At 73.8% G+C, this 12,994-nt stretch carries 7 protein-coding genes; 6 read left to right on the top strand and 1 reads right to left on the bottom strand.

What is annotated here, in order from left to right; genetic code table 11:
- Positions 1–136 precede the first annotated feature (136 nt).
- Complete coding sequence (gene glgX, locus ISOVA_RS11270; RefSeq protein WP_013839351.1) at positions 137–2,416, top strand: glycogen debranching protein GlgX; 2,280 nt, start codon at positions 137–139, stop codon at positions 2,414–2,416.
- Between the two features lie 28 nt (positions 2,417–2,444).
- Complete coding sequence (locus ISOVA_RS11275; RefSeq protein WP_013839352.1) at positions 2,445–4,133, top strand: FAD-binding dehydrogenase; 1,689 nt, start codon at positions 2,445–2,447, stop codon at positions 4,131–4,133.
- Positions 4,134–4,253: 120 nt separating this feature from the next.
- On the opposite strand, the gene ISOVA_RS16480 is transcribed toward ISOVA_RS11275, so the two are convergent.
- Positions 4,254–5,237: a hypothetical protein gene (locus tag ISOVA_RS16480; protein ID WP_143762115.1), complete on the bottom strand. Its 984-nt coding sequence runs from the start codon at positions 5,235–5,237 to the stop codon at positions 4,254–4,256.
- Positions 5,238–5,459: 222 nt separating this feature from the next.
- On the opposite strand from ISOVA_RS16480, the gene ISOVA_RS11285 reads away from it, so the two are divergent.
- The 4 genes from ISOVA_RS11285 (at position 5,460) to glgB (ending at position 12,985) form a co-directional block, all read left to right on the top strand.
- Positions 5,460–7,523: an alpha-1,4-glucan--maltose-1-phosphate maltosyltransferase gene (locus ISOVA_RS11285; protein WP_013839354.1), complete on the top strand. Its 2,064-nt coding sequence runs from the start codon at positions 5,460–5,462 to the stop codon at positions 7,521–7,523.
- Positions 7,520–9,301: a maltose alpha-D-glucosyltransferase gene (treS, locus tag ISOVA_RS11290; RefSeq protein ID WP_013839355.1), complete on the top strand. Its 1,782-nt coding sequence runs from the start codon at positions 7,520–7,522 to the stop codon at positions 9,299–9,301. Before ISOVA_RS11285 ends, treS begins: the two co-directional genes overlap by 4 nt.
- Positions 9,301–10,665, top strand: coding sequence for a maltokinase N-terminal cap-like domain-containing protein (locus tag ISOVA_RS11295; protein ID WP_013839356.1), 1,365 nt, complete (start codon positions 9,301–9,303; stop codon positions 10,663–10,665). Before treS ends, ISOVA_RS11295 begins: the two co-directional genes overlap by 1 nt.
- A gap of 64 nt (positions 10,666–10,729) precedes the next feature.
- The gene (gene glgB, locus ISOVA_RS11300) at positions 10,730–12,985 is read left to right on the top strand and encodes a 1,4-alpha-glucan branching protein GlgB (protein WP_013839357.1); all 2,256 of its coding nucleotides are present in this window, start codon (positions 10,730–10,732) and stop codon (positions 12,983–12,985) included.
- Positions 12,986–12,994 lie beyond the last annotated feature (9 nt).

Consider the following 12,994-nt stretch of genomic DNA (forward strand, 5'->3'; position numbering starts at 1 on the left):
GCGGCCGGAGCCGCTCAGGCGACGAGCGTACTGCGCCCGCACCCACCGCCCGGCCACCGGTCCGCATCGTGCGACGCACCACGACTCGCCCTCGCTCGCAAGCGCTCCCGTTTGACGCGGCGCGCACGATGGACGCATGGACGCCCGCCCGAAGGTCACCCCGCTGACGCGCCCCACCGCGCGCCGCAGCCACGTGTCGCCGCTCGGCGTGCACGTGACGCCCGACGGCGGGGTCGACGTCGCGGTGGTGGCCTCGCACGCGACCGGCGTCGACCTGTGCCTCATCGACGTCGTCGACCCGTCTCGCGACGAGCGCGACCCCGCGCGCTACCGCGAGCGCCGCGTCCCGCTCGACGGCCCGACGTACGGGGTGTGGCACGCACACGTGCCGGGTGTGGCGCCCGGGCAGCGGTACGGCTTCCGCGCGCACGGGCCGTGGGACCCGGCCGCGGGGCACCGGCACAACCCGGCGAAGCTGCTCGTCGACCCGTACGCGCGCGGGCTGGTCGGCGAGGTCGCGTACGGCCCGGAGACGCTCGGGTCCCCGGGCCGCCCGCGGAGCGGCGACCCGTCGACGCCGGACGGACGCTGGTGGCTCGCCGACCCCTACGGCGAGCCCGACGAGGTGGACTCGATCGCGCACGTGCCGCACGCCGTCGTCATGCCCGCCCTGCCGGGGCCGGCGCCGCTGTCGCGCCCGCGCGTGCCGTGGTCGGACACGGTGATCTACGAGGCGCACGTGCGCGGCCTGACCCAGCTCAACCCGGACGTGCCCGAGGAGCTGCGCGGCACGTACGCGGGCGTCGCGCACCCGGCCACGATCGCGCACCTGCAGGCGCTGGGCGTCACGACCCTCGAGCTCCTGCCGATCCACGCCTCGGTGAGCGAGCCGCGGCTCGTCGCGCAGGGCCTGACGAACTACTGGGGCTACCAGACGCTCGGCTTCTTCGCCCCGCACGCCCGGTACGCGACGAAGGGCGCGCAGGAGGCAGGCCCCGCCGCGGTGCTCGACGAGGTGCGCGGCATGGTCCACCTCCTGCACGAGGCGGGCATCGAGGTCATCCTCGACGTCGTCTACAACCACACGTGCGAGGGCGGCGAGGACTCGCTCCACCTGTCGTGGCGCGGCCTCGACAACGCCATGTACTACGTGCACGACGGCGGCACCCCGGCCCGGCTCGCCGACGTCACCGGGACGGGCAACTCGCTCGACTTCCGCCGTGTCCGCGTGGTCCAGATGGCGCTCGACTCGCTGCGCTACTGGGCCGAGGTCGTCGGCGTCGACGGCTTCCGCTTCGACCTCGCCGTGACGCTCGCGCGCGGCCACTACGGCTTCGACCCCGACCACCCGTTCCTCGTGGGACTGCAGACCGACCCGGTGCTGTCGGGTCTCAAGCTCGTCGCCGAGCCGTGGGACGTCGGCCCGCGCGGCTGGCGCACGGGCCAGTTCCCGCCGCCCGTGGCCGAGTGGAACGACAAGTTCCGCGACTCCGTGCGCGCGTTCTGGCTCGACGCGCCGCGACAGGGGTCGCGCGGGCAGCCCATGCACGGGATGCGCGAGCTCGCGACGCGCCTCGCCGGGTCGGCCGACCTGTTCGGGCACTCGGACCCGCCGCTCGTGCGCGGCCCCGTCGCGTCGATCAACTTCGTCACCGCGCACGACGGCTTCACGCTCGCCGACCTCGTCGCGTTCGACCACAAGCACAACTGGGCGAACGGCGAGGACAACCGCGACGGGCACGGGCACAACCTGTCGTGGAACCACGGCGTCGAGGGCCACGCGCCCGAGGGCGACGACGCGTCGACCGAGCCGTGGTCCACCGTGGTGCCCCTGCGCCGCCGCTCGCAGCGCAACCTGCTCGCCATGACGCTCCTGGCCGCGGGCACGCCCATGCTCACCGCGGGCGACGAGATCGGGCGCTCGCAGCGCGGCAACAACAACGCGTACGCGCTGGACGACGAGACCTCCTGGCTGGGCTGGGACGTCGACGACGCCGCACGCCACCTGCTCGAGACCGCGCGGTTCCTCGTCGGCCTCCGGCGCCGGCACGCGGCCCTGCGCGCCGAGTCGTTCTTCCTGGGCAAGCCGCGCCCGGGCGAGACCCTGCCCGACCTGCTGTGGTTCGACGCGGGCGGCTCCCCCATGGACCACGACGCCTGGAACGTCGCCGGACGGCGGGTCATCCAGATGCTGCGCACGGGCCCCGGAGCCGGCGAGTCCGACGTCCTGCTCGTGCTCAACGGCGGGCTCGACGACGTCGAGGTCCACCTGCCGCAGCCGCTCGACGGCGCGGGAGCGTGGGAGCGCGTCTGGAGCTCGACCTGGGACACGCCCGAGGAGCCCGAGGAGGAGCCCCTCACCTGCCCCGTCACGCTCGAGGCGCTCAGCGTCGAGGTGTTCGTCGCACCCCGCTGACGGGCTCTCCGGGTGGCACACTGCCGCCATGAGCGCTGACGTCGTCGTCATCGGTGCGGGCCTCGCCGGGCTCGTCACGGCCACCGAGCTCACCGCGGCCGGACGGCGCGTGGTGCTGCTCGACCAGGAGCCCGCCGCCTCGCTCGGCGGGCAGGCGTGGTGGTCGTTCGGCGGCCTGTTCCTCGTCGACTCCCCCGAGCAGCGCCGGATGGGCGTGCGCGACTCGGCCGAGCTCGCGTGGTCCGACTGGCTCGGCTCGGCGGGGTTCGCCGACGGCGCCGCCAGCGGCGTCGGGCCCGACCGGCACGGCTACGCGTGGGCGCGCCGGTTCGTCGAGTTCGCCGCGGGCGACCTGCGCGCGTGGCTCCACGCGAAGGGCGTGCGCTGGTTCCCGCTGCCGCAGTGGGCCGAGCGCGGCGGGTACCCCGTCGCGACGGCGCACGGGACCGCCCACGGCAACTCGGTGCCGCGGTTCCACGTGACGTGGGGCACGGGCCCGGCGGTGCTCACGCCGTTCGTGCGCGCCGCGCGCGAGGCGAGCGCCGCAGGACTGCTCGACGTCCGGTTCCGCCACCGCGTCGTGGGGCTCACGACGACGGACGGCCGCGTCACGGGGGTGCGGGCCGAGCGCCTCGCCCACGACGACGCGGCGCGCGGTGCGCCGTCGAACCGCGACGTCGTGGGCGAGGTCGAGGTCGCCGCCGACGCCGTCGTCGTGGCGACCGGCGGCATCGGCGCCAACCATGCGCTCGCACGCGACCGCTGGGAACCCGTCTTCGGGCGCCTGCCGGCGCGGATGCTGTCCGGCGTCCCCGACTCGACCGACGGGCTGATGCTGCAGCACGCCGCCGCGGCGGGCGCCGCGCTCGTGCACGAGGACCGCATGTGGCACTACCCCGAGGGCATCACCAACCACTCGCCCGTCTGGACGAACCACGGCATCCGGATCCTGCCGGGACCCAGCTCGCTGTGGCTCGACGCGGACGGCAACCGCCTGCCCGCACCCCTGTTCCCCGGGTTCGACGCGCTCGGCGCGCTCCAGCACCTCACCGGGCGCGGCGACGACCACTCCTGGTTCGTGCTCAACAGGACCGTCATGGAGTCCGAGTTCGCCCTGTCCGGGTCCGAGCAGAACCCCGACCTCACGGGCAAGGACGTCCGGCTGCTGGCCAAGCGGGTCCTGCCCGGCGCGGTCGGGCCGGTCGCCCGGTTCGCGCAGGAGTCGCCCGAGTTCCTGTGGGCCGACACGCCCGCCGAGCTCGCCGAGAAGATGAACGCCCTCACGGCGTCGACGCCGGGCTCGCGAGGGCACGTGGACCCGGACGGCCTGGCCGCGGTGATCGCGGCGCGCGACGCCCAGGTCGCCTCCGGGCTGGGCAAGGACCCGCAGGTCGTCGCGACCCGTGCCGCCCGCGACTTCCGCGTCGACCGGCTGCTGCGCGTCGCGCCGCCGCGCCCCCTCACGACGCCCGGTGACGGCCCGCTGCTCGCCGTGCGGCTGTCCGTGCTCACGCGCAAGACGCTCGGCGGCATCTGGTGCGACGCCGACGGCCGGGCGCTGCGCGCCGACGGGTCGGTGCTCGACGGCCTGTGGGCCGTGGGCGAGGCCGCCGGCTTCGGCGGCGGCGGGATGCACGGGCACCGCGCGCTGGAGGGCACGTTCCTCGGCGGCTGCCTTCACACGGGCCGCGTGACCGGCCGCGCGCTCGCCCGCTGAGGCGACCCCCACTTCTTGCGCCGAGGTCGTACCGCCGGTCGCGACGTCGTACGCCGGGGGTACGACCTCGCGACCGGAGGTACGACCTCGGCGAGAGGGGGGAAGACTGCGGGCGTGCGGTCAGCGGCCGCGGCGTGCCCGGGCGGAGGTGAGGGCAGCGCGGATCCGTGCGACGAGGAGGTCGGGCCGGCGCAGGTCGTCCCACGTGACGCGGAGAAGGACCCAGCCGGCCTCGGTCAGCGCGTCGTGCCGCTGCTTCTCCTCGAGCAACCGCTGTCGGGGATCGCCGTACCGCCCGCCCGAGTACTTGACCGCGCCGTCGAACTCGATTCCCACCGTGAGGTCGGGCCACGCGACGTCGATCCAGTACGTCCCCCGCCACGTGGTCGCCTCGACCGCGAGCTCGGGCGCGTCGAGCTGCGCCTCGTGCACGATCCACCGGAGGATCGACTCGCCCGGCGACTCGGCCCGGACGTCCGCGAGCCCGACGACGCGGCGCGCCTGCCGGACGCCGCGGTGGCCCGCCGCCTCCTCGAGGATCGTGGCGACGAGGTCCAGATCGGCTCCCGCGCGCAGCGCCGAGTCCGCGACCACGAGCGCTCGGGCGCCCGGCAGCAACCGTGCGCAGTCGACCATCGTCCGCTCGAGAGAGGTCACCGGCCGCCCGAGGACGACGGCGCGGTCCCGCTCCGGCAGCGCGACCGCGTGCCGTACGAGAGGGATGCCGACGGCCTCGCGCGACGGTGGCCTCCACGCATGCGTGACGTGGACCTGCTCACGCAGCCCGTGCACCGCAAGGCCGTGCAGGAGAGCGGCCGTCTCGTGGCTGAACCAGTACTCGGTGCGCAGGCTCGTGGCGACGGCGGCGGTCATGGCCAGGACGCGCGCCTCCCGTTGCAGCGCCTGCCCGCGGTCGACGGCCGTCGGCGTGACGTACCGGCCGCGGCGCACGCGGGCGAGCTCGCCGCGCCGGACCCGCCGCGCGATGGCCGCTCGCCGCTCGCCGTCGTACAGCACGACGCCGGGCAGCTGTCGTGGCGTCGGCGACGAGGTGTCTCCCGGACGGCGGCCGGACGCGAGCCGGCCCCTGGGTCGGTTCTCCATGCCCCCGAAGCGTGGCAGGAGGCACGACGCCGTGGGGCCCGCGTGCGGAGATCTGTGGACGACGACCCTCTACCCTCCGCCGAGGTCGTACCGCCGGTCGCGACGTCGTACGCCGGGGGTACGACCTCGCGACCGGAGGTACGACCTCGGCGAAGGATGCCGCATACCCCACGGGAGGTGAGTCGGCATGTTGTCGAGCGCGGCAGGGGGTGCCTGGTTAGCGTGGGTGCCGTGACGACGCCGCTGCCCACCCCCCACGTGCCCATCGGGCGCATCCCCGTGCTCGAGCTGTCCCCGGTCGTCGAGGGCGGCCGCTGGCCCGCCAAGGCCGCCGTCGGGGAGGTCGTGCCGATCGAGGCGACGGTCTTCCGCGAGGGCCACGACGCCGTGAACGCGACGGCGGTGCTGTTCTCGCCCGACGGCCGCGTGCACTCGTGGTCGCCGATGACGGACGTCGCCCCGGGCCTCGACAGGTTCCGCGGCTTCCTGCAGCCCGACGCCGAGGGCGACTGGACGTTCCGGGTCGAGGCGTGGTCCGACCCGTACGCCACGTGGGCGCGCGACGCCGTGATCAAGGCCGAGGCCGGCCAGGACGTGGAGCTCATGCTCGCCGAGGGCGCGCTGCTGTTCGAGCGGATCACGGCGCGCAAGCTCCAGCGCCGTCGCACGCCGGAGGACGCCGAGCTCCTCGACCGGGTCCGGCGCGAGCTGGCCGACGACAGCCGCCCCGCGGGCGCGCGCCTGGCGATGGCCACGACCCGGGCCGTCAAGGACGCGCTCACCCGCATCCCGCTGCGCGAGTTCACGACGCCGAGCGCCCGCTACCCGTTGCGCGTGCACCGCAAGCTCGCGCTCGCGGGAAGCTGGTACGAGTTCTTCCCCCGGTCCGAGGGCGCCGTGCACCGACCCGACGGCACGTGGCAGTCCGGCACCTTCGCGACGGCGGCGAAGCGGCTGCCCGCGATCGCCGCGATGGGGTTCGACGTCGTGTACCTGACGCCGATCCACCCCATCGGGACCACGTTCCGCAAGGGGCGCAACAACACGCTCACGCCGCAGCCCGGCGACCCGGGCAGCCCGTACGCGATCGGCTCGCCCGACGGCGGGCACGACGCGATCCACCCGGAGCTCGGCACGGAGGAGGACTTCAAGAAGTTCGTCGCGACGGCGCGGAGCAACGGCCTGGAGGTCGCGCTCGACCTCGCGCTGCAGTGCTCCCCAGACCACCCGTGGGTCACGGAGCACCCGGAGTGGTTCACCGTGCGCGCCGACGGCTCGATCGCCTACGCGGAGAACCCGCCGAAGAAGTACCAGGACATCTACCCGCTCAACTTCGACCGCGACCCGAAGGGCATCTACACCGAGATCCTGCGGATCGTCCGCCTGTGGATCGACCGGGGGGTCACGCTGTTCCGCGTCGACAACCCGCACACCAAGCCGCTCGACTTCTGGGAGTGGCTGCTCGCGGAGGTCCACGCGACCAACCCCGAGGTGATCTTCCTGTCGGAGGCGTTCACCAGACCGGCGATGATGCTGACCCTCGCGCGCATCGGTTTCCACCAGTCGTACACGTACTTCACGTGGCGCAACACCAAGGAGGAGATCGAGGAGTACTTCCAGGAGGTGTCGGGCCCGCAGGGCTCGGTCATGCGCCCGTCGTTCTGGCCCACGACGCACGACATCCTGCCGCCGTACCTGCAGCACGGCGGCGTCGCGGGCTTCGCCGTCCGCGCGGTGCTCGCGGCCACGGGCAGCCCCACATGGGGCGTCTACTCGGGCTACGAGCTCGTCGAGAACGTGCCGCGCCCCGGCGTCGAGGAGCAGATCGACAACGAGAAGTACGAGTACAAGCCGCGCGACTGGTCGCAGGCCGAGGTCATCGGCATCTCGACCCTGCTGCGCCGGCTCAACGAGATCCGGCGCGCGCACCCGGCGCTCCAGCAGCTGCGCAACCTCACGGTCCACGAGACGACCAACGACCAGGTCGTCTGCTACTCGCGACGCGTCCGGGCCCGCCACCTGCCGGGCACGGGCCACCCCGGGGCGTCGCAGGACGACGTCGTGCTCGTCGTCGTGAACCTCGACCCGTGGGGGACGCAGGAGTCCACGCTGCTGCTCGACCTCGAGGAGCTGGGCCTGACCCGGCCCGAGGGCGTCGAGGACCAGCCCTTCTTCGTCGCCCACGACGTCCTGTCCGGCGAGACCTACCGGTGGGGTGCCCACCCGTACGTGCGGCTCGACCCGCGCGTGCAGGTCGCCCACATCCTGCGGGTGGGGCTCGCATGAGCACGGAGCCGATCAGCGTCCCGCGGCCGATCACCCGGCAGATCCCCGTCCAGGCGCTCCCCCCGCGGCGTCAGCCGGAGCTGCCGCCGCTCGAGCGCCCGGGCCTGTCCGACGACCCCGACTGGTACCGCAAGGCCGTGTTCTACGAGGTCATGGTCCGGTCGTTCTCGGACTCGGACGGCACGGGCAGCGGCGACCTGCGCGGCATCATCGAGCGCCTCGACTACCTGCAGTGGCTCGGGGTCGACGCGCTCTGGCTGCCGCCGTTCTACCCGTCGCCGATGCGCGACGGCGGGTACGACGTCGCGGACTACACCGCGATCGCGTCGCAGTACGGCAGCCTGCAGGACTTCACCGAGCTCATCGAGGAGTCCCACGCCCGCGGCATGCGCGTGGTCATCGACCTCGTCATGAACCACACGAGCGACCAGCACCCGTGGTTCCAGGCGTCGCGCAGCGACCCGGAAGGCCCGTACGGCGACTTCTACGTGTGGTCGGACGACGACAAGCGCTACCAGGACGCGCGCATCATCTTCGTCGACACGGAGACGTCGAACTGGACGTTCGACCCGGTGCGCCGGCAGTACTTCTGGCACCGGTTCTTCAGCCACCAGCCGGACCTCAACTTCGAGAACCCCCGCGTGGCCGACGCGATGCTCGACGTCGCGCGGTTCTGGCTGCAGATCGGCGTCGACGGCTTCCGGCTCGACGCGGTGCCCTACCTGTTCGAGGCCGAGGGCACCAACTGCGAGAACCTGCCCGAGACCCACGCGTTCCTGCGCCGCGTGCGGCGCATGATCGACACCGAGTTCCCGGGCCGCATCATGCTCGCCGAGGCGAACCAGTGGCCGCAGGACGTGGTGCACTACTTCGGCACAGAGGACGAGCCCGAGTGCCACATGTGCTTCCACTTCCCCGTGATGCCGCGCATCTTCTACGCGATCCGGGACCAGCGGGCCACGCAGGTGCTCGACATCCTCGCGGACACGCCCGACATCCCGGCGTCCGGCGGGCAGTGGAGCACGTTCCTGCGCAACCACGACGAGCTGACGCTCGAGATGGTCTCGACCGAGGAGCGTGCGGCCATGTACGGCTGGTACGCGCACGACCCGCGCATGCGCGCCAACATCGGCATCCGGCGGCGGCTCGCGCCGCTGCTCGACAACTCGCGCAAGGAGATCGAGCTCGCGCACGCGCTCCTGCTCTCGCTGCCGGGCAGCCCGTGCCTCTACTACGGTGACGAGATCGGCATGGGCGACAACATCTGGCTGCCCGACCGCGACGCGGTGCGCACGCCGATGCAGTGGACGCCCGACCGCAACGCGGGCTTCTCCACGGCCGACCCGGGCAAGCTCTACCTGCCGCTCATCCAGTCGCTCGTGCACCACTACAACCACACGAACGTCGAGGCCCAGCTCGCCCAGCCGACGTCGCTGCTGCACTGGGTGCACGGCATGCTCGGCATCCGCAAGCTCCACCCGGCGTTCGGCACCGGGAACTTCGTCGCGCGACCGTGCGACGACGACGCGATCCTGGCCTTCACGCGCGCGTCGGCGGAGGAGGTGCTGCTCGTGACGGCCAACCTGTCGGCCACCGCCCGCTCGGCGACGATCACGCTGCCCGGCTTCGAGGGCTGGTCGCTCACCGACCTGTTCGGCGGCGGCCGGTTCCCCGCCGTCGGCCACGACGCGCGCGTGACGATGACGTGGGGCTCGCGCGAGTTCTACTGGCTGCTGCTCACCCCGCCCTCCCACGGGCACCGGGGCGGCGAGGGCTGATGGTCGACGTCGCCGTCGTCCCCGCGGCCGAGGGACCGGACCCGAGCGTCGCCGACCTCCTGGCCGCGTGGCTGCCGGGCCGGCGCTGGTACCCCGGCGGCACGGGCGACGTGCGCGCCGAGCCCTGGCTCGCCGTGACGTTCGACGACGACGGCGGCACCGTCGGCGCCGACGTCCTCGTGCTGCTCGTGCGGCTCACCGGGCCGACGCTGCCCGGCGGCGAGGTCGTCGTCCAGGTGCCGCTCGTGCTCACGGACGCCGACGCCCCCGGCCCCGGCTACATCGGCACGGTCGCGACGCCGTCAGGCGACGTGGCGGTGCACGACGGCGCCGCGCACCCCGCGTGCTGGATCGCGCTCCTGCACTCGATGGGCATCGGGACGGACGACGTGGAGGGTGACGCGGCGGCGCTCACGCGCCGCGGCCGCGTGCTCGCGGGCGAGCAGTCCAACACCTCGGTCATCCTCCCGGAGGTGCCGTCGCCGGGCGGCTCGGGCGGCATGCTCAAGATCCTGCGGACCGTCGCGCCCGGGCAGCACCCCGACGTCGTCGTCCCGCAGGCGCTCACGGAGGCCGGCTGGGACGGCGTCCCCCGGTTCCTCGGGGCGCTCAAGATCGCCACGCCCGACGACGCCACGGTCCACCTGGCCATCCTCGCCGAGCTCGTGCCCGACGCCGAGGACGGCTTCGAGCTCGCGTGCGACGTCGCGAGCCGCGGCGAGTCGTTCGCCCCGCTCGCCGCCGACCTGGGCCGGGTCGTCGCCGAGATGCACGCCGTGCTGCGCCGCGCCCTGCCCGAGGGCCCGCCCGTCGACCCGCGCGCGTTCGTCGCGGGGCTCCGCCGGCGGGCGGCGGCCGCGGTCGGCGAGGCGCCGGCGCTCGCGGCGCGCGAGGCCGAGATCACCGCGCTGCTCGACGACCTCGAGCGCCGCCTCGTCGCCGCGCCGAGCCCCGTGGCCACGCAGACCATCCACGGCGACCTGCACCTCGGCCAGGCGCTGCACGGCGCGACGGGCTGGAAGATCCTGGACTTCGAGGGCGAGCCCCAGCGGCCCGTCGCCGAGCGCACCGCGCCCGACCTGCCGCTGCGCGACGTCGCCGGCATGCTCCGCTCGTTCGGCTACGCGGCCGCCGTGGGCCGCGCGCCCGACCCCGCGTGGGAGACCGAGGCCGCCGACGCGTTCCTCGCCGCGTACCGCGAGACGGTCGCCTCCGGGCTCGAGCCCGACACGGACGCCGCCGCGCTCACCGCGCTCGTGCTCGACAAGGCGCTCTACGAGGTCGTGTACGAGACGCGGCAGCGCCCGACGTGGGTCGGCATCCCGCTCGCGGCGGTCGACCGCGCGCTCGGCGCCGTCTCGTAGCCACGACACGTCCACGTCGCGAGTTCGACACGCGACGCGCAGCGCCCCGTGGAAAGGTGATCGCATGACGTCCGGCCCGCACGAACAGCAGACCTCCCAGGACCCGTCGGCCCCGCCCGCCGCGCCGCCCGTCGACACCGAGGTGCTCACCGCCGTCGCGCAGGGCACGACGCACGACCCGCACGCGGTGCTCGGTCCCCACCTCATGCCCGACACCGGCGACGGGCGCTCGTGGGCCGTCGTGCGCACGCTGCGCCCGCTCGCCGACGAGGTCGTCGTGGTGACCGCCGACGGCGAGTTCCCCGCGTCGCACGACGCCGCGGGCGTGTGGACCGCCGTCGTGCCGACGCCGGTGGACGACGACGGCACGCGCCACGCGCCCGACTACCGCGTGCGCACGCGCTACGGCACCGACGTGCAGACCGCCGACGACCCGTACCGGTTCCTGCCCACGCTCGGGGAGATGGACCTGCACCTCGTGAGCGAGGGCCGCCACGAGGAGCTGTGGCGGGTGCTCGGCGCCAACCTGCACCGCTACCACAGCGTGCTCGGCGACGTCGACGGCACCTCGTTCGCGGTGTGGGCGCCGAACGCGCGCGGCGTGCGCGTCGTCGGCGACCACAACCGCTGGACGCCGATCCACCCGATGCGCTCGCTCGGCTCCTCGGGCGTGTGGGAGCTGTTCGTCCCCGGCGTCGGGCCGGGCACGCGGTACAAGTACGAGATCCTCGGCGCGGACGGCGTGTGGCGCGCCAAGGCCGACCCGCTCGCCAAGGGCACGGAGGTCCCGCCCGCGACGGCGAGCGTCGTCGTCGAGTCCCGCCACGAGTGGGGCGACCTCGACTGGATGACGGCCCGCGCGTCGCACGACCCGCACAACGGCCCGATGAGCGTCTACGAGGTGCACCTCGGCTCGTGGCGGCCCGGGCTCGGCTACCGCGAGCTCGCGGAGCAGCTCACCGACTACGTCACCGAGCAGGGCTTCACCCACGTCGAGCTCATGCCCGTCGCCGAGCACCCGTTCGGCGGCTCCTGGGGCTACCAGGTCACGAGCTACTTCGCGCCGACGTCGCGGTTCGGCCACCCGGACGACTTCCGGTACCTCGTGGACCGGCTGCACCAGGCCGGGGTCGGCGTGATCCTCGACTGGGTGCCCGCGCACTTCCCGCGCGACGAGTTCGCGCTCGCGCGCTTCGACGGCACGCCGCTGTACGAGCACGCCGACCCGCGCCGGGGCGAGCAGCCCGACTGGGGCACGTACGTCTTCGACTTCGGCCGCCGCGAGGTGCGCAACTTCCTCGTCGCCAACGCGAGCTACTGGTTCGAGGAGTTCCACGCCGACGCGCTGCGCGTCGACGCCGTGGCCTCGATGCTCTACCTCGACTACTCGCGCAACGAGGGCGAGTGGGTGCCGAACGTGCACGGCGGTCGCGAGAACCTCGAGGCGATCTCGTTCCTCCAGGAGGCGAACGCGACGGCGTACCGCCGCAACCCGGGCGTCATGATGATCGCCGAGGAGTCCACGGCGTTCCCGGGCGTCACGCGGCCGACGAGCAGCGGCGGCCTCGGGTTCGGCCTGAAGTGGAACATGGGCTGGATGAACGACAGCCTGCGGTACGTCGCACACGACCCCATGTACCGGCGCTACCACCACGGCGAGCTGACGTTCTCGCTCGTGTACGCGTTCTCCGAGCAGTACGTGCTGCCCATCAGCCACGACGAGGTCGTGCACGGCAAGGGGTCCCTGCTGCGCAAGATGCCGGGCGACGGCTGGCAGCAGCTCGCCGGCGTGCGCGCGTTCCTCGCCTACCAGTGGACGCACCCGGGCAAGCAGCTGCTCTTCATGGGCCAGGAGTTCGCGCAGGACGCCGAGTGGAACGAGGGCGTCGGGCTCGACTGGTGGCTCCTCGAGAATCCCGGGCACGCCGGCGTCCAGCGGGCGGTGCGCGACCTCAACCGCCTCTACCGCGAGACGCCGGCCCTCTGGGAGCGCGACTTCGAGGGCGGCGGGTTCGAGTGGCTCGACGCCGACGACGCCGACCACAACGTCCTGTCGTACGTGCGCCGCGACCGCTCCGGGCGGCCCGTCGTCGTCGTGGTCAACTTCGCTGGCACCCCGCACGAGGGCTATCGGCTCGCGCTGCCCGACGCCGGCACGTGGGTCGAGGCGTTCAACAGCGACGCCGAGGTGTACGGGGGTTCCGGCGTGGGCAACCTCGGCAGCGTGACCGCCGAGCCCGTGCCGTGGAAGGGCCGGTCGCACTCGGTGTCGCTGCGCGTGCCGCCGCTGGGCGCCCTCATCCTCGTGCCGCAGCGGTAGCCGCACGCG

The sequence above is a fragment of the Isoptericola variabilis 225 genome (assembly GCF_000215105.1).
GTDB classification, from domain to species: domain Bacteria; phylum Actinomycetota; class Actinomycetes; order Actinomycetales; family Cellulomonadaceae; genus Isoptericola; species Isoptericola variabilis_A.